13 protein-coding genes are annotated in these 23,452 nt (G+C 75.8%); 12 read left to right on the forward strand and 1 reads right to left on the reverse strand.

Features of this window, described 5'->3' with window-relative positions; translation table 11 throughout:
• Positions 1-108: 108 nt before the first annotated feature.
• Entirely contained in the window at positions 109-1,308 is a 1,200-nt protein-coding gene (locus tag ACWEO5_RS06805) for a L,D-transpeptidase (protein ID WP_452160805.1), read from the reverse strand.
• Positions 1,309-1,522: 214 nt separating this feature from the next.
• Between ACWEO5_RS06805 and glgX the strand changes: the two genes are divergently transcribed.
• The 12 genes from glgX to ACWEO5_RS06865 all read left to right on the forward strand — a co-directional run bounded on the left by glgX (position 1,523) and on the right by ACWEO5_RS06865 (position 23,408).
• Positions 1,523-3,742: a glycogen debranching protein GlgX gene (gene glgX, locus ACWEO5_RS06810; RefSeq protein WP_452160807.1), complete on the forward strand. Its 2,220-nt coding sequence runs from the start codon at positions 1,523-1,525 to the stop codon at positions 3,740-3,742.
• 204 nt (positions 3,743-3,946) lie between these two features.
• The gene (locus tag ACWEO5_RS06815; RefSeq protein WP_452160809.1) at positions 3,947-5,791 is read left to right on the forward strand and encodes an ABC transporter ATP-binding protein; all 1,845 of its coding nucleotides are present in this window, start codon (positions 3,947-3,949) and stop codon (positions 5,789-5,791) included.
• The gene (locus ACWEO5_RS06820; protein WP_452160812.1) at positions 5,788-7,632 is read left to right on the forward strand and encodes an ABC transporter ATP-binding protein; all 1,845 of its coding nucleotides are present in this window, start codon (positions 5,788-5,790) and stop codon (positions 7,630-7,632) included. The genes ACWEO5_RS06815 and ACWEO5_RS06820 overlap by 4 nt, the downstream gene beginning before the upstream one ends.
• A gap of 221 nt (positions 7,633-7,853) precedes the next feature.
• Entirely contained in the window at positions 7,854-9,356 is a 1,503-nt protein-coding gene (locus ACWEO5_RS06825; protein ID WP_452160814.1) for an amino acid permease, read from the forward strand.
• Positions 9,357-9,528: 172 nt separating this feature from the next.
• Positions 9,529-10,344 carry an urea amidolyase associated protein UAAP1 gene (locus tag ACWEO5_RS06830; RefSeq protein ID WP_452160815.1) on the forward strand — a complete coding sequence of 272 codons (816 nt, stop codon included), beginning with the start codon at positions 9,529-9,531 and terminating at the stop codon, positions 10,342-10,344.
• Positions 10,341-11,024: an urea amidolyase associated protein UAAP2 gene (locus ACWEO5_RS06835; RefSeq protein ID WP_452160817.1), complete on the forward strand. Its 684-nt coding sequence runs from the start codon at positions 10,341-10,343 to the stop codon at positions 11,022-11,024. Before ACWEO5_RS06830 ends, ACWEO5_RS06835 begins: the two co-directional genes overlap by 4 nt.
• The gene (uca, locus tag ACWEO5_RS06840; RefSeq protein WP_452160819.1) at positions 11,021-14,593 is read left to right on the forward strand and encodes an urea carboxylase; all 3,573 of its coding nucleotides are present in this window, start codon (positions 11,021-11,023) and stop codon (positions 14,591-14,593) included. The genes ACWEO5_RS06835 and uca overlap by 4 nt, the downstream gene beginning before the upstream one ends.
• Complete coding sequence (locus ACWEO5_RS06845) at positions 14,590-16,245, forward strand: allophanate hydrolase (RefSeq protein ID WP_452160821.1); 1,656 nt, start codon at positions 14,590-14,592, stop codon at positions 16,243-16,245. The genes uca and ACWEO5_RS06845 overlap by 4 nt, the downstream gene beginning before the upstream one ends.
• A gap of 119 nt (positions 16,246-16,364) precedes the next feature.
• Entirely contained in the window at positions 16,365-18,326 is a 1,962-nt protein-coding gene (locus ACWEO5_RS06850; RefSeq protein ID WP_452160823.1) for a discoidin domain-containing protein, read from the forward strand.
• Positions 18,327-18,441: 115 nt separating this feature from the next.
• A complete protein-coding gene (locus ACWEO5_RS06855) occupies positions 18,442-19,773 on the forward strand; it encodes a hypothetical protein (protein ID WP_452160825.1) in 1,332 nt (443 codons plus the stop codon).
• A 97-nt stretch (positions 19,774-19,870) separates the two neighbouring features.
• Positions 19,871-21,613: an ABC transporter transmembrane domain-containing protein gene (locus tag ACWEO5_RS06860; RefSeq protein WP_452160827.1), complete on the forward strand. Its 1,743-nt coding sequence runs from the start codon at positions 19,871-19,873 to the stop codon at positions 21,611-21,613.
• A 49-nt stretch (positions 21,614-21,662) separates the two neighbouring features.
• Complete coding sequence (locus tag ACWEO5_RS06865) at positions 21,663-23,408, forward strand: ABC transporter ATP-binding protein (protein ID WP_452160829.1); 1,746 nt, start codon at positions 21,663-21,665, stop codon at positions 23,406-23,408.
• The last annotated feature ends 44 nt before the right edge of the window (positions 23,409-23,452 follow it).

Genomic DNA, 23,452 nt, shown 5'->3' on the forward strand with positions numbered 1-23,452 from the left:
TTCCACCGGATCGGGCGCGCCCGGCCTCCGGTTCCGGTCCGGGCCCGGGCGCGCGGTCAGGATAACCGGCCCGTCCGGGTGAAAGTTCGGCGGGAGCGGGGTGCCGGTTCAGTGAACCGCCCCGCCCGCCCTCCAGCGCGCCCAGTCGAGGTTCCAGTCGGAGAGGCCGTTGTCGGGGGCGACCCGCTCGCCGCGGGACCCGCGCACCTCCACCACGTCGCCGACCGCGGTGTGCCGGTAGAGCCAGCCGGCCGGGGAGTCGTCCGCACCGCCCTTGGCGTCGGGCAGGCCGATGCAGCCGTGGCTGGTGTTGGCGGCGCCGAAGACCGCGGGGTCGGTCCAGTAGTTGCCGTGCACGAAGGTGCCGGAGGCGGTCAGCCGCAGCGCGTGCGGGACGTCCTGGATGTCGTACTCGTCGCCGAGCCCGACCGTCCGCGAGTTCATCCTGGTCACCTCGAAGCGCTCGGAGACCACCATGGTGCCGAGGTAGGTGGAGTGCTCGGGGCTGCCGCCGCTGACCGGCAGGGTGCGCAGCACCCGGCCGTCCCGGCGGACGGTCATGGTGTGGGCGTCCAGGTCGACGGCGGCGACCAGCGAGCGGCCGACGGTGAAGTGCACGTCCTTGTCCTGGGTGCCGAGGTAGCCGGGGGCGCCCTCGACGTCCTTGAGCCGCAGCAGCAGGGTGACCCGGGTGCCGGACGGCCAGTACTCCCGGGGCCGGAAGTCGAGCCGCCGGTCGCCGAACCAGTGCGGGGCGATCTCCAGCGGCGGGTCGGAGACCACCGCGACGGCCCGCTCGACCGCGGCCCGGTCGGCGATCGGGTGCGAGAAGCGCAGCGAGACGGGCATCCCGACGCCGACGGTGGAGCCGTCCTCGGGGGTGAAGAAGCCGACGAAGGTGTGCTCGGGGGCGACGGTGGTGAAGCCGGCGTGCTGGACGGCGCGCAGGCCCCCGGCGTCCTCGGCGACCGCGTCCAGGGTGTAGGCGGTGGCGGTGGCGAGCCGGTGGTCGGCCGTCCAGGCGGTGCGGTCGGCGCTGAGCGTGCCGGGGACGGGCGCGCCCCGGTCGTCGGCCAGCCGGACGGTCAGCAGCCTGCCCCCGGCGGCCTCGACCCGGACCGGGGCGTCCACCGGGACGTCCTGCGCGCCGTCGCCGGGCCGCAGCGCGAGCTGGGCCCGGGAGACCGGCGGGGCCGCGTCGCCGTCCGCCCGCCCGTCCCCGCCGCCCCCGCCGGAGCAGCCGGCCAGCAGCGCCAGGGCGGCGGCCGTCGCCGCCCGCCGTGCCCAGAGCCGTCCCGCGGCGCGCATGCCGTCCTCCCGTTTTCGTCCGCTACCACCCGATAACGGGCACAACGAGCGATTCCGCCCCTCGGACACGGCCGAATGGTTTCCGCACCCGGCTGCACTGGGCACATGATCGATCACGGTGCGTCACTCATCCCGACCTGGGGTGACGAGGGCCGTCGGACAGGGAACAACCGGAAGAACGGGGACGGGCCCCCGGATTGCTGGGAGGGTCGCCATGACGGCGTGGCAGGAGCTGGGTACGGGCACGGACGGCCGGACGCGCCCGGCCGCCCGGTGGAACGGCTCGGCGCCCCGGCCCGGCGGCGCCGAGCCGTGGCCGGGCGGCTGGCAGCCGCTGGGCGCCCGGTTCCGCACCGGTCCGGAGGGCGGCCGGGGCACCAACTTCGCGCTCTGGGCGCCGCAGGCCGAGGCGGTCGACCTCTGCCTGTTCGACGAGCGCGGCCGGGAGAGCCGGCACCGGCTGACCGAGCAGACGTACCAGACCTGGCACGGCTACCTGCCGGGCGTGCTGCCCGGCACCCGCTACGGCTTCCGGGTGCACGGCCGGTGGGACCCGTGGACCGGCGCCCGGCACAATCCCGCCAAACTGCTGCTCGACCCGTACGCCCGGGCGGTCGACGGCGCCTACACCGCCCACGACGCGACCTGCGGGGCCGTCCGCAACTGGCCCGAGCAGGACGTGGCGGACACCGTCCGGGACGACCGGGACTCCGCGCCGCACGTGCCCAAGGCCGTGGTGGTGCACGACGACGACGACTGGTACGACGACCAGCGGCCGAAGACCCCGTGGGCCGAGACGGTGCTGTACGAGCTGCACGTGCGCGGCTTCACCATGCGCCACCCGGACGTCCCGCCCGAGCTGCGCGGCACCTACGCGGGCCTGGCGCACCCGGCGGCGATCGCGCACCTGACGCGGCTCGGGGTGACGGCGGTGGAGCTGCTGCCGGTGCACCACCACGTCAGCGAGGACCACCTGCAGGCCCGCGGCCTGGTGAACTACTGGGGCTACAACACGCTCGGCTACTTCGCCCCGCACGCCGGCTACTCGGCGAGCGGCAGCCGGGGCCAGCAGGTCGGCGAGTTCAAGCGGATGGTGCGGGCGCTGCACGCCGCGGGCATCGAGGTGATCCTCGACGTGGTCTACAACCACACCGCCGAGCAGGGCGTGATGGGCCCGACGCTGTCCTTCCGCGGCATCGACAACACGGGCTACTACCGGCCGGACCGCTCCCGCCGCGGCTACGCCGACTACACCGGCTGCGGCAACACGCTGGACACCCGCCGCCCGCCGGTGATCCGGCTGATCACCGACTCGCTGCGGTACTGGGTCGCCGAGATGGGCGTGGACGGCTTCCGGTTCGACCTGGCCGCCGCGCTGGCCCGCGGCGGGGACGGCGTGGAGATGGAGCACCCGTTCCTGGCCGCCGTCTCGCAGGACCCGCTGCTCAGCCGGGTCAAGCTGATCGCCGAGCCGTGGGACGTCGGCCCGGGCGGCTACCAGGTCGGCGGCTTCCCGCCGCTGTGGGGCGAGTGGAACGACCACTACCGGGACACCGTCCGGGACTTCTGGCGCGGCGCCCGGCCGGACGTCCGGGAGCTGGCGACCCGGCTCTCCGGCTCCTCCGACCTGTACCAGCGCGGCGGGCGCCGCCCGTACGCCTCGGTCAACTTCGTCACCGCGCACGACGGCTTCACGCTCCGCGACCTGGTCAGCTACGACCGCAAGCACAACGGCGCCAACGGCGAGGACAACCGGGACGGCACCGACGACAACCGGTCCTGGAACCACGGCGTCGAGGGCGACAGCGACGACCCGGCGGTCCGCTCGCTGCGGGTGCGCCAGCTGCGCAACCTGCTGACCACGCTGCTGCTCTCCAGCGGGGTGCCGATGCTCACCGCGGGCGACGAGATGGGGCGCACCCAGGGCGGCAACAACAACGCGTACTGCCAGGACAACGAGACGAGCTGGCTGGACTGGTCGCTGCTGGACGACCCGGACTGGCGCTCGCTGGCCGAGCTGACCGCCAGGCTGGTGCACCTGCGCCGGGCCCACCCGGTGCTGCGGCAGCGGGCGTTCTTCTCCGGCCGCCCGGCCGGGCCGGACGGGCAGCGGGACCTGACCTGGCTGACCCCGGCGGGCCGGGAGATGACGGACGCGGACTGGTTCTCGCCGGGGCAGGCGCTGGCGATGCGGCTGTCCGGCAGCGCGATCTCCGAGCGCGACCAGCGCGGTCGCGAGGTGCGCGACGCCGACTTCCTGCTGCTGCTGAACGCCGCCGCCGAGCCGCGGCACTTCACCCTGCCCGCCCCGCACGTCCCGGTGCTGGACACCGCGCTGGCCGGCGCGCCGGACCCGGTGCCGGTCGCCGAGGTGCTGCTGACCGGCCGTTCGGCGGTGCTGCTGACGGCGCCCGCCGCGCCCCGGCCGGCCTGAGCCCGGGTCGGCGCGCGGGATCCGGGTGTCCGCGCACCGCCGCGCCCCGCCGTGCACCGCCGCGCCGCACCACGCGTTCCGCGCCCCGCCGCGCGCCCCCGGGCCGTGCCTCCGCGCCGCGCCGCGTCGGCCTTGGCCGGTTCCCGATGACAGGGGCAAAAAACCGGATGAGAAATGTCGGCGGCACCGCTTACCCTCTCGGCGATGGCCGAGAACCAGCTCCCCGCTCCGCCCACCCCCGCGGATTCGAACGCCCCGTCAACAGACGGCGCACCAGGTTCACCCGGACCGGCACCCCGGTCCGCGGTGCGCTCGCTGCTGCGCCTGTGGCCCTACGCCCGCGAGGCCCGCTGGCGGATCTTCGGCGCGATGGCCGCCGCCGGGCTCGCCTCGCTCAGCGTGCTGGCCGTCCCGATCGTGCTGCGCCGGATCGTCGACGGCCCGGTCGCCCACCGCGACCTGTCCGGCCTGTGGCCGCTGGCCGGCGTCCTGCTGCTGCTCGGCGTCGCCGAGGCCGTCCTGTTCGGCGTCCGCCGGGTGATCGTGGCCCGCCCGCTCGCCAGGGTCGAGACCAGGCTGCGCGGCGAGCTGTTCGCCAAGCTGCAGCGGCTGCCGATCTCCTTCCACGACCGCTGGCCCTCCGGCCAGTTGCTCTCCCGGGCCACCTCGGACCTGTTCGTGCTGCGGCTGTTCCTGGCCTTCCCGCTGGTCTTCCTGGTCGTCAACTCCACGGTCTTCCTGACCGGCACCGCGCTGATGTTCGCGCTGGACTGGCGGCTCGCCCTGATCACCGTGCTCCCGGCGATCCCGCTGATGCTCGTCACCCGCCGCTTCGAGGCCGGGTACTCGACCGCCTCCCGGCTCGCCCAGGACCAGAACGGGGACCTGGCCACCGTGGTCGAGGAGTCGGTGCTCGGCATCCGGATCCTCAAGGCGTTCGGCCGGCACCGCACCATGGCCGAGGAGTTCCGCGACCGCAGCGCCGCCCTGCGCGGGACCGAGCTGCGCAAGGCCGGCCTGCTGGGCGACCTGTGGGCGGTCATCGTCGGCCTGCCCGAGCTGGCCCTCGGCGCCGCGCTGGCCACCGGCGCCGTCCTGGTCGCCCACGACGAGCTCTCGGTCGGCACCCTGGTCGCCTTCCTGTCCACCGCGATGGCGCTGCGCTGGCCGGTCGAGTCGATCGGCTGGCTGCTCGGCTTCTCCGCCGAGGCCGCCAGCGCCGCCAACCGCTACTTCGAGGTGATGGACGAGCCGGAGCCGGCCGATCCCCCCTCCGGCACCGCCCCGACGGACGACCGCGGCATCCGCTTCACCGGCGTCCGCTTCCGCTACCCCGACGCCCCGGCCGGCTCCCCCGACCTGCTGGCCGGCGTCGACCTGCACGTGCGCCCCGGCGAGACGCTCGCCCTGGTCGGCGCCACCGGCAGCGGCAAGACCACCCTCACCGCGCTGCTCCCCCGGCTGTACGAGCCCACCGCCGGGTCGATCACCCTGGACGGCACCGACGTCCGCGACCTGAGCCGCGCCGAGCTGCGCCGCCGGGTCGCCGTCGCCTTCGAGGAACCCACCCTGTTCTCCGCCACCGTCCGGGAGAACGTCCTGATGGGCGCCCCCGGCGCCACCCCCGAGCAGGTCGCCGCCGCCCTGGCCACCGCGCAGGCCGGCTTCGTCGACCGGCTCCCCGCGGGCCTGGACACCGAGGTCGGCGAGCAGGGCCTCAGCCTGTCCGGCGGGCAGCGCCAGCGGCTCGCGCTGGCCCGCGCCGTGGTCGGCGAACCCCGCTTCCTGGTCCTGGACGACCCGCTCTCCGCGCTCGACGTGCACACCGAGGCGCTGGTCGAGCGCGCCCTGCGGGAGGTCCTGGCCGACACCACCGCCCTGGTCGTCGCGCACCGCCCGTCCACAGTGCTGCTCGCCGACCGGGTCGCGCTGCTCGCCGACGGCCGGATCGCCGCCGTCGGCACCCACCAGGAGCTGCTGCGCTCCTGCCCCGCCTACCGGGCCCTGATGTCCGGCGAACCCGAGCTGGAAGGGGCGCTGGCCCGATGACCACCGCCGTCGCCGCACCCGTCGCCGCGGAGGACGACCTCCTCCCCCCGGCCGCCGACGACCAGGACATCCCCGTCCCGCCCGGCGCCCCGCGCGCCCTGCTCCGCTCGCTGCTCGCCCCGCACCGCCGCCGGATCGCCGTCGCCGTGCTGGCCGTCCTGCTCCAGCAGGCCGCGCTGCAGACCGGCCCGCTGCTGGTCGCCTACGCCATCGACCGGGGCGTGCCCGCGCTGCGCGGGCACGACTGGGGCCCGCTGGTCGCCGTCACCGCCGCCTACCTCGGCTGCGCGCTGGCCGCCACCCTGCTGCAGCGGGCGTTCATCCGCTCCGCCGCCCGGATCAACCAGGACGTCCTGCTGGACCTGCGCGGCCGGATCTTCCGGCACGCCCAGCGGCTCGGCCTCGACTTCCACGAGCGCTACACCTCCGGCCGGATCATCTCCCGCGCCACGGGGGACGTCGACACCCTGCGCGAACTGCTCTCCGAGGGCCTGCAGGAACTCCTGATGGTCTGCCTGTCGGTCGGCTACATCACGGTCGTCCTGGTGGTCGTCGACTGGCGCCTGGGCCTGGCCGCGCTGGCCTCCTTCCTGCCGATGTACCTGGTCATCCGGTCCTTCCGGCGCCGCTCCCAGCGGGTCTACCGCCGCTCGCGCACCGTCAGCGCCGGGCTGATCGTCCGCTTCACCGAGACCATGAACGGCATCCGCCCGGTGCAGGCGTTCCGCCGCGAGGCCGCCAACGACGAGGCGTTCGGCGCCGTCAACGCGCAGTCCGCCACCGCCACCGCGGACGGCCTGCTGGAGATGGCCCGGTACGTCTTCCTGTCCCGGCTGACCGCCAACGTCTGGGTCACCGGCGTGGTGGTGCTCGGCGCCTTCCTGGTCACCGACGGCAGCCTCGAACTCGGCGTGCTGACCGCCTTCGTGCTCTACCTGCGCCGGCTGTACGACCCGATCGACCAGCTGGCGATGTTCCTCAACAGCTACCAGTCCGCCGCCGCCGCGCTGGAGAAGATCTCCGGCCTGCTCGCCCACGAGCCGTCCGTGCCCGAGCCCGCCCGGCCCGCCGAACTGCCCGCCGCACCGGCCGGTGCGGGCGGCAAGGGCCGCGAGGTCGCCTTCCGGGCCGCCGCGTTCGGCTACGCCGGCGGCAAGCAGGTCCTCCCCCCGTTCGACCTGCGGCTGCCCGCCGGGCGGACCACCGCCGTGGTCGGCGCCACCGGCGCGGGCAAGTCGACGCTGGCCAAGCTGCTGGCCCGGTTCTACGACCCCACCGCCGGCGCCGTCACCCTCGACGGCGTCGACCTGCGCGAGCTGTCCACCGCCGACCTGCGGGCGAACGTGGTGATGGTGACCCAGGAGTCCTTCCTGTTCTCCGGCACGGTCGCCGAGAACATCGCGGTCGGCAAGCCCGACGCCACCCGCGCCGAGATCGAGGCCGCCGCCCGGGCGATCGGCGCCCACGCCTTCATCGCCGCCCTCCCCGACGGCTACGACACCGACGTGCGCAAGCGCGGCGGCCGCATCTCGGCCGGCCAGCGCCAACTGGTCGCCTTCGCCCGCGCCCTGCTCGCCGACCCCGCCGTCCTGATCCTCGACGAGGCCACCTCCTCGCTCGACGTCCCCGGCGAGCAGGCCGTCCAGCACGCCATGCGGACGGTCCTGGCCGGCCGCACCGCCGTGATCATCGCCCACCGCCTCTCCACCGTCGAGATCGCCGACCGCGTCCTGGTCATGGACCAGGGCCGCGTCGTCGAGGACGGCACCCCCGCCGAACTCATCGCCGGCGAGGGCCGCTTCGCCATCCTCCACCGGACCTGGAAGGACAGCCTGGTGTAGGGACGGGCACCACCGGGGGCTCACGAGAGCGGAGCCAGGGGCTCGGGGAACGGCGAGCCCCTGGTGGTGCATGCCCGTCTGCCGACAGTTCCCCGGGCCCCTGGCGGTGCTCCCCGTGAGGAGAAGGCAACCACCGGGCAACTCCCGGGCAACACCCGGGAATCCGCAGCGCCCTAATTTCTGTCACCCGACAGAAATCGCCTGCGGAAGGCCGGTGCCCCATGACCACCAGCACGACGTCCGCACCCCCGGCCGCCGCCCGGGGCGCGGCCGACTACCCCCAGCAGTTGCACCGCACCATCGGCCGGTTCGGATCGTTCGCGGCCGGCTTCTCCTTCATCTCGGTCCTCACCACGGTCTTCCAGCTGTTCGCCTTCGGCTACGGCGCGGCCGGCCCCGCCTTCGTCTGGACCTGGCCCGTCGTGCTGCTCGGCCAGCTGCTGGTGGCCGCGTGCTTCGCCGAACTCGCGGCCCGCCACCCGTTCTCGGGCGCGATCTACCAGTGGGCGAGCCGGATGGCGGGCCCGGTGTACGGGTGGTTCACCGGCTGGCTGATGGTGCTGGGCCAGGTCGTGGTGGTGGCCGCGGCGGCCCTCGCGCTGCAGGTGGTGCTGCCCGCCCTGTGGTCCGGCTTCCAGCTGCTGGGCGGCGACCCGTCCCCGACCACGGCGAGCGGCGCGGCGAACGCCGTCCTGCTCGGCGCGGCGCTGATCGCGCTGACCACCTTCCTGAACGCCGTGGACAACCGGGTGCTGACGCTGGTCAACGGCGTCGGGGTGAGCGCGGAGATCCTGGGCATCGCGCTGATCGTGGTCGCCCTGTTCAGCCACGCCGAGCAGTCGCCGGGGGCGCTCCTGCACACCGCGCCGGACGGCGGTGGCGGCGGTGGCGGCGGCTGGGCGCTGCTGGTGGGGGCGTTCACCGCGGCGTACGTGATGATCGGCTTCGACAGCGCGGGCGAGCTCTCCGAGGAGACCCTGGCCCCGCGCCGGACCGCGCCCCGGACCATCCTGACCGCGCTGGCGACCGCGGGGCTGAGCGGCGGACTGCTGCTGCTCGGCGGGGTGCTGGCGGCACCGAGCCTGACCGACGGGCGGCTGGCGGCCGAGGGGCTGCCGTACGTGCTGACCAGCCGGCTGGGCGACGGCCTGGGGCGGGTGCTGCTCGCGGACGTCGCGGTCGCGGTGTGCGTCGGCACCCTGGCGATGCAGACGGCGGGCGCCCGGATGGTGTTCTCGATGGCCCGCGACGGCGCGCTGCCGGGCTCGCGCCGGCTGGCCGCGGTCGCCCCGGGCAGCGGGACGCCGCGCTGGGCGGCGCTCGCGGTGGGCGTCCCGGCGGTCGGCTTCCTGCTGCTCAACCTGGCGGCCCCGGCGGCGTTCGTGGCCCTCTCCTCGACCTGCGTGGCCCTGGTGTACGCGGCGTACGCGCTGGTGGTGGGCGCGGTGCTGGCCCGCCGCCTGCGCGGCCTGCCGCTCGGCGAGGGCGCGCCCGCGACGGACGAGACCGGCCGCCCGCTGTTCTCGCTGGGCCGCTGGGGCCTGCCGGTGAACGCGGCGGCCCTGCTGTACGGGGTGGCGATGACGGTGGACCTGGCCTGGCCGCGCGCCGCCGTCTACGACCCGGAGGGCGGCCACTGGTACCTGCGCTGGTTCGCCCTGCTGACCTTCGCCGCCGCCCTCGCCCTCGGCGCGGCCTACCGCCTGCGCCGCCGACGCCGCTGAGCTCCGCCCCTCCCACGGCCGCCCGCACCCCGGGCGGCCGCCGCACGTCCGCCCCCGCCCCCGGCCGTCTCCACCCCGCCGTGCCCCGCCGTGCCCCGCCGTGAGGGGACGGTAACTCCCGCGTCACGCCGGGGCAATGACGCCGAATCCGCCCCTCCCTAATTTCTGTCGCATGACAGAAACCCCCCGTGCCGAGGGCGGACCCGGCACCGCCACCACCACGGCCGCCCGTGCCCACGCCAGGTCCCAGGCGGGCACGGTCGTGGACTGCATGCCGCAACTGCCGCCGCCGGACGGCACGTTGTGGTCGGAGACCGTCGCGGGCGGCGGTTACACCCAGCTCTCGCTCCCGGCGGGCGCGCACGTCGCGCTCACCGACCGGGACGGCGACGCCTGCGCGCACCTGGTGCTGTTCGTGGCCGGCCGCCCCTGGGAGCGACTGAACCCGGCGGACACCGTGAAGGTGCAGTGGAACGCCTACCTGGCGACGGGCAGTCAGCTGCTCTCGGACCAGGGCCGGGTGCTGGCCACCCTGGTCGAGGACACCTCCGGCCGGCACGACGCCCTCGCGGGGGCGTCGACCGCGGCCCGCAACCGCGCCCGCTACGGGGACGGTTCGGCGCACGGCCCGTCCCCGGCGGGCCGCGAGCTGCTGGTGCTGGCCGCGGCCAAGCAGGGCCTGGCGCCGCGCGACCTGCCCGCCCCGGTCTCGTTCTTCCGCGGCGTCACGGTGGACCCGGACGGTTCGCTGCGCCCCACCGGTTCGGCCGGCCCGGGGGCCCGGGTGGTGCTGCGGCTGGAGCAGCACGCCACCCTGCTGCTGGCCAACACCGCCCACCCGCTGGATCCGCGTCCGGCCTGGCACTGCACCCCGCTGCGGGTCACCGCCACCCCGGGCGCCGTGACCGGCCCCGGCGACCCGCACTGGGACGCCACGCCCGAGCGCCACCGCGCCCACCTCAACACCGCCGCCCTGGGGGCCCGATGACCACCACCGCCGTCCCGGAGACCGCCGTCCCGGAGACCACCGCACCGGAGACCGTCGTCCTGGACGAGGTCGTCCCGGCCCGCGCCGCCTGGTCCGCCGTGGTCCGCGCGGGCCAGTGGCTGACCGTCACCGACCTGCACGGCAACCAGGCCGTCGACTGCCTGCTGTACGACGCGCACGACACCGCGGTGCGCTACAGCGCCGCCGACACCCTGCAGGCGTCCGGCAGCGTCTTCGTGACGGCCGGCACGGTGCTGATGTCGAACGAGCACACGCCGCTGATGACGGTGGTCGAGGACGACTGCGGGCGGCACGACACGATCGCGGGCGCCTGCTCGAAGGAGTCGAACACGCTGCGCTACGGCCACCACACCGGGTCGCAGCACGCCTGCGTGGAGAACTTCCTGGCCGAGGGGGCCCGGCACGGGCTGGGCAAGCGGGACCTGGTGTCGAACATCAACTGGTACATGAACGTGCCGGTGGAGGCGGACGGCACGCTGGGCATCGTGGACGGGCTCTCCGCGCCGGGCCTGCGGGTGGTGCTGCGGGCGGAGCGGGACGTGCTGGTGCTGGTGTCGAACTGCCCGCAGGTGAACAACCCCTGCAACGGCTTCGACCCGACGCCGGTCCGGATGACGGTCACCGAGCGCACCGGCACCACCGAGGGCGGCCCGCGATGAGCTTCGACACCCTGCTGGTCGCCAACCGGGGCGAGATCGCGGCCCGGATCATCCGCACCGCGCGCCGGATCGGCCTGTCCACCGTCGCGGTGTTCTCCGACCCGGACCGCTCGGCCCCGCACGTGCGGACGGCCGACCGGGCGGTGCGGCTGGGCCCGGCCGCCGCGAAGGACAGCTACCTGCGGGCGGACGCGGTACTGGCCGCCGCGCTGGAGTGCGGCGCGGGCGCGGTCCACCCGGGGTACGGGTTCCTGTCGGAGGACGCGGCGTTCGCCCGCCGGGTGGAGGCGGCGGGCCTGGCGTTCGTCGGCCCGACCCCGGCCCAGCTGGAGGTGTTCGGCGCCAAGCACACCGCGCGGGCGGCGGCCGAGGCGGCGGGGGTGCCGCTGCTGCCGGGCACCGGGCTGCTGGCGGACCTGCCCGCGGCGCTGGCGGCGGCCGAGGCGGTGGGCTACCCGGTGATGCTGAAGGCCACCGGCGGGGGCGGCGGCATCGGCATGCGGGCCTGCCGGGACGCGGCGCAGCTGGCCGACGCCTGGGAGGGCGTGCAGCGGGTGGCGGCGGCGAACTTCGCCACCGCGGGGGTGTTCCTGGAGCGGCTGGTGGAGCGGGCCCGGCACGTGGAGGTGCAGGTGTTCGGCGACGGCGCCGGCCGGGTGGTGACCCTGGGCGACCGGGACTGCTCGTTGCAGCGCCGCCACCAGAAGGTGCTGGAGGAGGCCCCGGCGCCCGGCCTGCCCGCCCGGGTCCGCCGCGAACTGGCCGATTCAGCGCGGCAGTTGTGCGCCTCGGTGGACTACCGCTCGGCGGGCACGGTGGAGTACGTGTACGACGCGGTCCGCGAGGAGGCGTACTTCCTGGAGGTCAACACCCGGCTGCAGGTGGAGCACCCGGTCACCGAGGCGGTGTACGGGGTCGACCTGGTCGAGTGGATGCTGCGGCTGGCCCGGGGCGAGCGCGCGGTGGTGCGCGAGGTCGGTGCGCCGCGCGGGCACGCGGTGGAGGCCCGGGTGTACGCCGAGGACCCGTCGCGGGACCACCGGCCGAGCGCGGGCCTGCTGACCGAGGTGGTCTTCCCGGCCGGTGTCCGGGTGGACACCTGGGTGGAGACCGGCACCGAGGTGACCACCGCCTACGACCCGATGCTGGCGAAGGTGATCGCGCACGGCGCGGACCGGGCCGACGCGCTGGAGCGGCTCACCGAGGCCCTGGCGGACACCCGGATCCACGGCATCGAGACCAACCTGGGCCTGCTGCGGGCGATCCCGGCGGTGGCGGAGGTGGTGGCGGCCGGGCACCACACCGGGACGCTGGCGCACGTGGCGGACCCGACGCCGCGGATCGAGGTGGTCCGGGCGGGCACCCAGACCACCGTGCAGGACTGGCCGGGCCGCACCGGCTACTGGCACGTCGGGGTGCCGCCGTGCGGGCCGATGGACGACCTGTCGTTCCGGCTCGGCAATCGGGCGCTGGGCAACCCGGAGGGCGCGCCCGGCCTGGAGTGCACGCTGCTCGGCCCGGCGCTGCGGTTCACCGCCCCGACCTGGGTGTGCGTGACGGGCGCCCCGACGGCGGTGACGGTGGACGGCGCGCCGGTGCCGCAGTGGGAGCCGGTGCTCGTCCCGGCGGGCGGGCTGCTGGACGTGCCGGCCCCGGCCGGTCCGGGGCTGCGCTGCTACCTGCTGGTGGCGGGCGGCCTGGACGCCCCGGCGTTCCTGGGCAGCGCGGCGACGTTCACGCTGGGCGGCTTCGGCGGCCACGGCGGCCGGGCGCTGCGCCCCGGGGACGTGCTGCACGGCGGCACCGGCCCGCTCGGCCCGGGCGCGGGGCCGGTCGCCGACCGGCCGGAGTTCACCTCGTCCTGGCTGCTGCCCGCGGTCGAAGGACCGCACGCCGCACCGGAGTTCTTCACCGAGCGGGACATGGCCGAGTTCTACGCCGCCGACTGGTCGGTGCACTTCAACAGCGCCCGCACCGGGGTGCGCCTGGTCGGCCCGAAGCCCGCCTGGGCGCGCCGGGACGGCGGCGAGGCGGGCCTGCACCCGTCGAACATCCACGACACCCCGTACGCGGTGGGCGCGGTCGACTACACCGGCGACATGCCGGTGCTGCTGGGGCCGGACGGGCCGTCGCTGGGCGGGTTCGTCTGCCCGGCGACGGTGGTCTCCGGGCAGCGCTGGAAGCTGGGGCAGCTGCGCCCGGGCGACACCGTCCGCTTCGTGCCGGTGACCACCGGCGACGCGGCGGAGCTGCGCCGGGCCCCGGCCGCCGTGCCCGCCCCCTCGCGCCCGGCGGTGCTGGACGGCGGCGTGCTGGACCGCCTGCCGGCGGGCCCGGGCCGCCCGGCGGTGACGTACCGGCGCAGCGGGGACGACAACCTGCTGGTCGAGTACGGGCCGATGCAGCTGGACCTGGCGCTGCGGATGCGGGTGCACGCGCTGGCGGAGCTGGTCGCGGACCGGCGCCCGGCGGGCGTGGTCGACCTGACGCCGGGCATCCGCTCGCTCCAGGTGCACGTGGATCCGGATGTCCTCCCGATCGCCGAACTCCTGTCCCTCGTAGGCGAGTTGGAACAGCAACTGCCGCCCGCCGAGCAGCTGGTGGTGCCCAGCCGGACGGTGCACCTGCCGCTGTCCTGGGACGATCCGGCGACCCGGGAGGCGATCGAGCGGTACATGGCGGGGGTGCGCGACGACGCGCCGTGGTGCCCGTGGAACATCGAGTTCATCCGCCGGATCAACGGCCTGGCCTCAGTGGACGAGGTGTACCGGACGGTGTTCGACGCCGAGTACCTGGTGCTGGGCCTGGGCGACGTCTACCTGGGCGCGCCGGTGGCGACCCCGCTGGACCCGCGGCACCGGCTGGTCACCACCAAGTACAACCCGGCCCGGACCTGGACGGCGGAGAACTCGGTCGGCATCGGCGGCGCCTACCTCTGCGTGTACGGCATGGAGGGCCCGGGCGGCTACCAGTTCGTCGGGCGGACGGTGCAGATGTGGTCGGGCTGGCAGCAGCGCGGCCCGTTCACGCCGGGCGCGCCCTGGCTGCTGCGGTTCTTCGACCGGATCCGCTGGTACCCGGTGTCGGCCGAGGAGCTGCTGGAGCTGCGCGCCGACATGGCCGCGGGCCGGTTCGAACCGCGGATCGAGGAGGGCGAGTTCGCGCTCGCCGAGCACCTGCGCTTCCTGGCCGACCAGGCCGGTCCGATCGAGGAGTTCCGGGCGGTGCAGGCGGCGGCGTTCGAGGCGGAGCGGCGGGCCTGGGAGGAGTCCGGCGAGTTCGACCGGGCCGACCTGGCGGCCGCCGCGGAGCCCGCCGCGCCGCGCGCGGTGGTGGTGCCGCCGGGCGGCGGCGTGGTGGAGGCCGAGTTCACCGCCTGCGTGTGGAAGGTGGACGTGGCCCCGGGCGAACGGGTGCGCAGGGGACAGCGGTTGATGGCACTGGAGGCGATGAAGATGGAGTCCGCGGTGGTCTCGGACCGGGACGGCGTGGTCGCCGAGCTGCTGGTCGGCTCGGGCGACCAGGTGCGGGCGGGCAGCCCGCTGGTGGTGCTGGGGGCCCCGGCGTGAGCGCCGTCGAGCGGGTGCGCCGGGCGTACGCGCGGATCGCCGCGGTCGACCGGCCGGAGGTGTGGATCGACCTGCGGCCCGAGGCGGAGGCGGCGGCCGAGGCGGCCGGGGTGGACGCCCGGGTGGCGGCGGGCGAGCGGCTGCCGCTGGCGGGCACGGTGTGCGCGGTGAAGGGCAACATCGACGTGGCGGGCCTGCCGACCACGGCGGGCTGCCCCTCGTACGCCTACCGGCCGGAGCGGGACGCCCCGGCGGTGGCCCGGCTGCGGGCGGCGGGCGCGGTGGTGCTGGGCACCACCAACCTGGACCAGTTCGCCACCGGCCTGGTCGGCACCCGCAGCCCGTACGGCGCGGTCCGGGGCGCGGTCGACCCGGACCGGATCTCGGGCGGTTCCAGTTCGGGTTCGGCGGTGGCGGTGGCGCTGGGCCTGGTGGACCTGGCGCTGGGCACCGACACGGCGGGCTCGGGCCGGGTCCCGGCGGCGCTGAACGGCGTGGTGGGCCTGAAGCCGACCCCGGGCCTGGTGCCGACCGACGGCGTGGTCCCGGCCTGCGCGAGCCTGGACTGCGTCTCGGTGTTCGCCCGCACGGTCGACGAGGCCGAGTCCGCGCTGCGGCTGCTCGCCGACCCGGCCCCGGCCGCCCCGGGCCGCCGGCCGGGCCCCTGGCGGGTCGCCGTCCCGGCGGCCGACCGGCTGGGCGTCCTGGCGGACGGCTGGGCGGCGGCGCACGCGGCGGCGGCCGGCCGGCTGGCGGCGGCGGGCGCCGAGCTGCGGGACGTGGACCTGGCGCCGTTCGACGCGGCGGCGGCGCTGCTGTACGGGGGCGCGTTCGTCGCCGAGCGGTACGCCGCGGTGGGCGCGTTCACGGACGCGGCGGCCGGGCGGGGCGATCCGGGGCTGGATCCGGTGGTGGCGGGCATCGTCCGGGCCGCCGGGCGGGTGCCCGCGCACCGGCTGTTCGCCGATCGGGTCGAGCTGGAACGGCTGCGGGCCGCCGCGCTGGCCGAACTCGGCGACGCGGACGCCCTGTTGCTGCCGACCACCACCTGGCACCCGACCTTCGCCGAGGTCGCCGCCGACCCGGTGGGCGCCAACACCCGGCTGGGCCGGTTCACCAACTCGGCGAACCTGCTGGGCCTGTGCGCGGTCGCCGTCCCGGCGGGCACGGTCGGCGGCCTGCCGTTCGGCGTGATGCTGGTCGGCCCGGCCCGCACCGAGGAGCGGCTGGCCGCGCTGGCCCGGCTGCTGACCGCGCCGCCGGTGCGGCTGGCGGTGTTCGGCGCGCACCTGACCGGGCAGCCGCTGAACGGTCAACTGGCCGCGCTGGGCGGCCGGTTCGTCGCCGAGGTGCATACCGCGCCGGAGTACCGGATGTACGCGCTGGACACCCTCCCGCCCAAGCCGGGCCTGGTCCGGGTGGCGGAGGGCGGCGCGAGCCTGCCGGGCGAGCTGTGGGAGCTGCCGGCGGCCGGCCTGGGCGCGCTGCTGGGCGCGCTGCCGCCCCCGATGGTGCTCGGCCAGGTCCGACTGGCGGACGGCTCGGGGGCGCCGGGCTTCCTCTGCGAACCGGCCGCGCTGGCGGGCGCGGTGGACGTCACCGCGGCCGGCGGCTGGGCCGCCCATCTCACCAGTCGAAGTCTTTCAGTCTAGCTATCTAATTTTTGCAATGCCTGTCGAATATATTGCCGCCTGGTGTCAACGTCGTTACGCTCCCGGGTCGTCGGGTCGCGGACCTGACAAGACGTCGTCAACCGGGCGGAGGCAGCGGCATGGTGGTATCGCGACGGGTTTTCCTGCAGGCGGCAGCGGCGGCGGGCGTGGTCGGGGCGGTGGGGCTGGGCGAGGGCCTGGCCGCGGCCCCGGCCCGCGCCGCCAGTCCCGCGGGCGACGTGGTCGGCAAGGTGACGGTCGGCTACCAGGGCTGGTTCGCCTGCCCGGGCGACGGCGCCCCGATCAACGGCTGGTGGCACTGGGCGCAGAACTGGGGCCAGGCGCCCTCGAACACCAACAAGGCCGTCGTCGCCTGGCCGGACGTCCGCGAGTACCCGAAGACGTACGCCACGGCCTTCGCGAACCTGAACAACGGCCAGCAGGCGTCGCTGTTCTCGTCCTACGACCAGTCCACGGTCGACGTCCAGTTCCGCTGGATGAAGCAGTACGGCATCGACGCCGCCGCCCTGCAGCGCTTCAACCCGACCGGCGGCGAGGGCCCGACCCGGGACGCGATGGCGGGCAAGGTGCGCAGCGCGGCGGAGTCCCAGGGCGTGAAGTTCTACATCATGTACGACGTCTCGGACTGGACCACCATGCAGTCGGACATCAAGGCCGACTGGACGAACAAGATGAGCGCGCACACCGCCTCGCCCGCGTACGCCCGGCAGAACGGGAAGCCGGTGGTGTGCATCTGGGGCTTCGGCTTCAACGACAACCAGCGCCCGTTCACCCCCGCCCAGTGCCTGGACGTCCTCAACTGGTTCAAGGCGCAGGGCTGTTACGTGATCGGCGGGGTGCCGACCTGGTGGCGCACCGGCGACCGGGACTCCCGGGCCGGCTTCTCCGACGTCTACCACGCCTTCGACATGCTCTCGCCCTGGCTGGTGGGCCGGATCGGCAGCGCGGCCGACGCCGACAACTTCTACAACGTGGCGACCGTCCCGGACCTGGCGGAGTGCGCCGCGCACGGCATCGACTACCAGCCGTGCGTGCTGCCCGGCGGGGTCGGCGACCGGCAGCGGGCGCACGGCGACTTCATGTGGCGGCAGTTCTACAACATGGCCCGGGCCGGGGTGGCCTCCGCGTACATCTCGATGTTCGACGAGTACAACGAGGGCAACCAGATCGCCAAGACCGCCGAGTCCCAGAGCTGGGTGCCCGCCGGGTCCGGGTTCCTGGCGCTGGACGAGGACGGCACCGCCTGCTCCTCCGACTACTACCTGCGGCTCACCGGCGACGGCGGCCGGATGCTCAAGGGACAGCTGCCGGTGACGGCCGCCCGCCCGACCCAGCCGTTCCCGACCGCGCCGGACACCACCGCCCCGACCGCGCCGGGCGGCCTGCGGGTGACCGGCCAGAGCGACACCACGGTCTCGCTGGCCTGGAACGCCGCCACCGACAACGTGGCCGTCACCGGCTACCGGGTGCTGCTCGGCGACGCGGTCGCGGCCACCACCGCCGGCACCGCGCTCACCGTCACCGGCCTGTCCCCCTCGACCGCGTACGGCTTCACCGTCCGGGCCCTGGACGCGGCGGGCAACGTCTCCCCCGCCTCCGGCCAGGTCACCGCGACCACCTCCGCCGCCACCGTCCCCACCGGCAACCTGGCGCTGCACCGCCCCACCGCGGAGAGCGGCCACACCCAGGGCTACGGCTCCGGCAACGCGGTCGACGGCGACCCGAACAGCTACTGGGAGAGCGTCAACAACGCCTTCCCGCAGTGGCTGCAGACCGACCTCGGCGCCACCCTCCCGGTGCGCCGGATCGTCCTGACCGTCCCCCCGGCCGCCGCCTGGGCCACCCGCACCCAGACCGTGGAGGTGCAGGGCAGCACCGACGGGTCGGCCTTCACCCGCCTGCTCGCCCCCGCCGGCCGCGTCTTCGACCCGGCCACCGGCAACAGCGCCACCCTCACCCTCCCGGCCGGCACCAGCGCCCGCCACCTGCGGCTGGTGTTCACCGCCAACACCGGCTGGCCGGCCGGCCAGGTCGCCGAACTCCAGGTCTACGCCTCGTAGTCCGGCGCCGGAGCCCGGCGCGGAACAATTCCGTTCGACCGATCGGTCGTATCCGTTACGCTCCCCGGAGCCCGGGCCGGCAGCACGCCGGCCCTGGCCTTCCGGAGGGGAATCCATGACGCACATCCCGGCCCGGCGCCTGCGCGCCGGCCTGACGGCGGCCTCCGCCGTCGCCCTGACCCTGCTCGTCCCCGGCACCGCGGGCGCCGCCACCGGCACCCCGCTCACGCCCACCGACCTGACCAACGGCGGCCGCCCCTGCGCCACCGACCCGGCCGACCCCGCCGTGCTGCACGACGACCCCTACGGCGGCCCCTCGGTCTCGGGCACCACGCACCACAGCGACCCCTCGGCGTGGCAGCTGGACGAGGAGTTCGCGTACTGGCCGACCGCCGACCCGGCGCAGGTCAACACCGTCGTCCGCCACGGCGCCCGGCCGGACTCGCCCACCACCACCTACCTGCCGCACATCGCCGACGGCCAGGGCTACGGCTGGCAGGCCCGCACCGTCGACCCGGCCACCGGCGCGGCCTCCGACTGGTCGGCCGCCTGCTACCTGACGGCCGACAACACCGCCCCGGCCACCGCGCCCACCGTCACCTCGTCCAACTACCCGGAGAACCAGTGGACCGCCGGCGGCAGCCCGGTGCGGTTCACCTTCACCGCGAACGGCACGGCCGACGTGGTCGCCTTCCGCTACACCTGGCCGGCCGGCCAGTCGGGCACCGTCCAGGCGGACGCCCCCGGCGGCTCGGCCACCGTCGACCTGGTCCCGCCGGCCGGCACCGAGGGCCCGACCCTGTTCCGGGTCCAGAGCGTGGACCGGGCCGGCAACTCCTCCGCCCCCAGCGACTACCAGCTGCTGATCCTCCGGACCTCGCCGACCGTCACCAAGACCTCCCACTCGCCGCTGTTCGGCAAGCCCGCCACCTTCCGGCTCACCCCGGACGCGGGCGTGCAGGCCGCCTCCCCGGTGGTCGGCTACACGGTGACCAACACGATGACGTACGAGACGACCACCGTCCCGGCCGGCCCGGACGGCACCGCCGAGCTCACCCTCGTCCTGAAGAGCCCCCGGGGCGACAGCCTGGAGGTGACCTCCACCAGCGCCAACGGCTGGACGAGCAGCCCGGCCCGCTGGTCGGAGCCGATCGACACCACCCCGACGGTCACCTCCACGGACTTCCCGGAGGAGAACTACGGCGGCGCGGCCGGCACCCCCGGCACGTTCCACCTCGCCCCGAAGATCGAGGGCGCCCAGATCGCGAGCTACACCTACCGCTTCGGCTGGTCCGACCAGTGGACCACCGTCCCGGCCGGCCCGCACGGCGAGGCCGACATCAGCTGGACCCCGCCGGCCGGCGACTGGTACGTGCTGGAGTCCTACGCGACCACCAAGGACGGCATCGAGCTCAGCCACCGCGATTACTACTTCGCCGTCAACTGACCTCCCCGCGGGCCCCGGCACCGGCCGGGGCCCGCACCCGTCCCGCCCCTCACCCCATCGTCCGAGCCGTCCCGGCGCCCACCGTTACGCTCCCCGCGTGAACGATCCGACGGCCGGCGACCCCGGCGAACCAGACGTCCGCAGTCCGCTCCGCTTCCTGTGCTGGCTGGCCACCAGCCAGCTCCGCCGCTCGCTGGCCGGCACCTTCTTCGGCACCGCCTGGATGCTCGGCCTGACCGTCCAGCCCTACCTGCTCTCCCGCGCCGTCGACGACGGGCTGCGCACCGGCCGCACCGCCGTCGTCCTGGGCTGGGCCGCCGCGATGCTCGGCTTCGGCCTGCTCTCCGCGGCGCTCGCCTGGTTCCGGCACCGCACCATGACGCTGGTCCGCCTCGACGCCACCTTCCGCACCGTCAACGTGGTGCTGCGGCACAGCACCCGGCTGGGCGCGGCGCTGCCCCGGCAGGCGACCGCGGGCGAGGTGGTCACCATCGGCGTCTCCGACGTGATCCGGATGTCCCTGGCGCTGACCTTCGTCGGCCCCGGCGTCGGCGCGGTGGTCTGCTACCTGGCGGTCGCCGCGCTGCTCCTGGCGCTCTCGCCGCTGCTGGCCCTGACCGTCCTGCTCGGCCTGCCGCTGCTCGGCCTGGCGATGCGCCCGCTGTTCGCCCGCCAGCGCGCCGCCGAGAACCGCTACCGCGACCGCCAGGCCCGGCTGACCGCCCGCTTCGAGGACCTGGCCGGCGGGCTGCGGGTGCTGAACGGCCTCGGCGGCAAGGACGTGTACGCGGGCCGCTACCGGGACGACTCCCGCCTGCTGCGCGCCGAGGGCTACCGGGTCGGCGCCGTCACCAGCTGGATCCAGGCCCTCGGCACCGGCCTGCCCGTCCTGCTGCTGGCCGCCGTCACCTGGATCGGCGCCCGCCTCGCCGTCTCCGGCCAGTTGACGCCCGGCCAGCTCGCCGCGGCCTTCGGGTACGCGGCCGTGCTGGTCTCCCCGGTCTACTTCCTGCTGGAGATCGGCCAGGACGTCGCCCGCGCCCTGGTGAGCGCGCGCCGGGTGGTCGACTTCCTCGCACTCTCCCCCGACCCCGACCTCGGCACCGCCGAACCGCCCTCCGGCCAGGCCGAGTTGGTTGATCCCGAGTCCGGCGTCCGGCTGGCCCCCGGCACCCTCACCGTGCTGGCCTGCGCCCGCCCGGCCGACAGCGCCGCCGTCGCCGAACGCCTCGCCCGGTTCGACGCCGCCGGCGCCGAGTGGGGCGGCACCCCGCTCACCGAGCTGCCGCTGACCGCCGTCCGCGACCGGATCACCCTGGCCGAGAACGAGGCCGCCCTGTTCGCCGGCACCCTGCGCGAGACCGTCCGCGGCCGCACCGGGGCCGACGACGCCGCCCTGCTCGCCGCGATCGAAGCCGCCGCCGCCCGCGACGTCCACGACGCCCTGCCCGGCGGCCTGGACGCCCCGATCGCCGCCGACGGCCGCAACCTCTCCGGCGGCCAGCGCCAACGCCTGCGCCTGGCCCGGGCGTTGACCGCCGACCCGGAGGTCCTGCTGGCCGTCGAACCCACCTCCGCGGTCGACGCCCACACCGAGGCCGCGATGGTCGCCGGCCTGCGCGCTGCCCGCGCCGGCCGCACCACCCTGCTCACCAGCACCTCCCCCCTGCTGCTCGACCGCGCCGACACCGTGCACTACCTGATCGACGGCGAGGTCGCCGCCACCGGCACCCACCGCGAGCTGCTCCGCACCCGCCCCGACTACCGCGCCCTGGTCGCCCGCGACGCCGACTCCCCCGCCGACTCCCGCGCCGACTCCCGTTCCGAGGAGGCCAGTTGACCAGGACTCCGGCCCAGGCCGCCCCCGACTTCCCCGCCCGGGAGGAGAGTTGAGCACCCTCCCGATCGCCACCACCCGCCAGGTCCGGCGGGCCGCCGTCGCCCTGGTCCGGGCCGACGGCCGCGCCTTCGCCACCGTCCTCGCGCTCAACGTCGCGGCCGCCCTGCTCGGCCTGGCCGGGCCCTGGCTGCTCGGCCGGATCATCGACCGGGTCGCCACCGGGGCCACCACCGGCGACGTCGACCGGCTCGGCCTGCTGCTGCTCTGCTGCGCCGCCGTCCAGATCCTGGCCGCCCGCCAGGCCCGCTACCTGGCGCACCGGTTCGGCGAGCGCTCCGCCGCCGAGGTCCGCGAGCAACTGCTGGACCGGGTCCTCGCGCTGCCCGCCGCCACCGCCGAGCGCGCCGGCACCGGCGACCTCACCGCCCGCGGCACCGCCGACTCCACCGCCGTCGGCGAGACGCTCCGGGACGCCGCCCCCGAGCTGCTCGTCTCCGGCGCACAGGTGCTGTTCATCCTCGGCGCGATCCTCACCGTCAGCCCGCTGCTGGGCGCCTGCGGGCTCCTCGCCGTCCTCGGCACCGTCCTCGGCTCCCGCTGGTACCTGCGGCGCTCCCGCCCCGCCTACCTCGCCGACCGGGCCGCGACCGCCGGGCTCGCCGAGGTGCTCTCCGCCACCGCGAACGGCGCCCGCACCGTCGACGCCCTGGGCCTGGGCGGGCAGCGCCTGGCCGCCGGCCGCGAAGCCGTCGCCACCACCCACCGGGCCCGGCTGCGCACCCTGTACCTGCGGCTGCGCTACTTCGCGGTCATCAACGTCTCGTACACCCTCTCGGGCGTGCTGGTCCTCCCGCTCGGCGCCGTCCTGGTCGCCCACCACACCGTCACCCTCGGCGCGGCCGTCGCCACCTCGCTGTACCTGCAGCGCGTCGTGGACCCGCTCGACAGCATCGTCGTCCTGCTCGAATCCCTGCAGAGCAGCACCGCCGCGTACGCCCGGGTCGAGGGGCTGGCCCCCGGGCCCGCGTCCGTCCCGGCGCAGGCCGGCGGCCCGGCCCCCGCGCACGAGCCCGCCGACGACCGGATCCGGGTCGCCGGGGTCCGGTACGCCTACCCGGACGGGCCCGACGTCCTGCACGGCCTCGACCTGGACCTGAGGCCGGGCGAGCGGCTGGCCGTGGTCGGCCCCTCCGGCTCCGGCAAGACCACCCTCGGCCGCCTGCTGGCGGGCGTCGAGCGGCCCCGCACCGGCAGCGTCACCGTCGGCGGCGTCCCGCTGGCCGGCCTCCCGCCGGAGCGGCTGCGCCGCCAGGTCGTCCTGGTCACCCAGGAGCACCACGTCTTCCTCGGCACCCTGCGGGACAACCTGCGGATCGCCGCCCCCGGCGCGGACGACGCCGCGCTGACCGCCGCCCTCGACGCGGTCGGCTGGCAGCACGACCTCCCGGACGGCCTGGACACCGAGCTGGGCCCGGCCGCGACCCGCCTGGACGGGGCCCGGGCGCAGCAACTCGCCCTGGCCCGGGTCATCCTGGCCGATCCGCACACCCTGGTCCTCGACGAGGCGACCGCGCTGCTCGACCCGGCCACCGCCCGCCACACCGAGCGGGCGCTGGCCGCCGCCCTCACCGGTCGCACCGTCATCGCCATCGCCCACCGCCTGCACACCGCGCACGACGCCGACCGGGTGGCCGTCCTCGCCCACGGCCGGCTGACCGCCCTGGGCCCCCACCGGGAGCTGCTGGCCGCCGGGGGCCCGTACGCCGACCTCTGGCACACCTGGCGCACGGCCTGACGGCACGACGACGGCGGGGGCGCCGGGGGGGGGCGGGGGCCCGG

The organism is Kitasatospora sp. NPDC004272, assembly GCF_053603035.1.

What these genes read in the sequence shown, in the direction of transcription:
- ACWEO5_RS06805 (WP_452160805.1), bottom strand. Translation starts at nt 1,308, where the DNA reads ATGCGCGCCGCGGGACGGCTCTGGGCACGGCGGGCGGCGACGGCCGCC.
- glgX (WP_452160807.1), top strand. Translation starts at nt 1,523, where the DNA reads ATGACGGCGTGGCAGGAGCTGGGTACGGGCACGGACGGCCGGACGCGC.
- ACWEO5_RS06815 (WP_452160809.1), top strand. Translation starts at nt 3,947, where the DNA reads ATGGCCGAGAACCAGCTCCCCGCTCCGCCCACCCCCGCGGATTCGAAC.
- ACWEO5_RS06820 (WP_452160812.1), top strand. Translation starts at nt 5,788, where the DNA reads ATGACCACCGCCGTCGCCGCACCCGTCGCCGCGGAGGACGACCTCCTC.
- ACWEO5_RS06825 (WP_452160814.1), top strand. Translation starts at nt 7,854, where the DNA reads ATGACCACCAGCACGACGTCCGCACCCCCGGCCGCCGCCCGGGGCGCG.
- ACWEO5_RS06830 (WP_452160815.1), top strand. Translation starts at nt 9,529, where the DNA reads ATGACAGAAACCCCCCGTGCCGAGGGCGGACCCGGCACCGCCACCACC.
- ACWEO5_RS06835 (WP_452160817.1), top strand. Translation starts at nt 10,341, where the DNA reads ATGACCACCACCGCCGTCCCGGAGACCGCCGTCCCGGAGACCACCGCA.
- uca (WP_452160819.1), top strand. Translation starts at nt 11,021, where the DNA reads ATGAGCTTCGACACCCTGCTGGTCGCCAACCGGGGCGAGATCGCGGCC.
- ACWEO5_RS06850 (WP_452160823.1), top strand. Translation starts at nt 16,365, where the DNA reads ATGGTGGTATCGCGACGGGTTTTCCTGCAGGCGGCAGCGGCGGCGGGC.
- ACWEO5_RS06855 (WP_452160825.1), top strand. Translation starts at nt 18,442, where the DNA reads ATGACGCACATCCCGGCCCGGCGCCTGCGCGCCGGCCTGACGGCGGCC.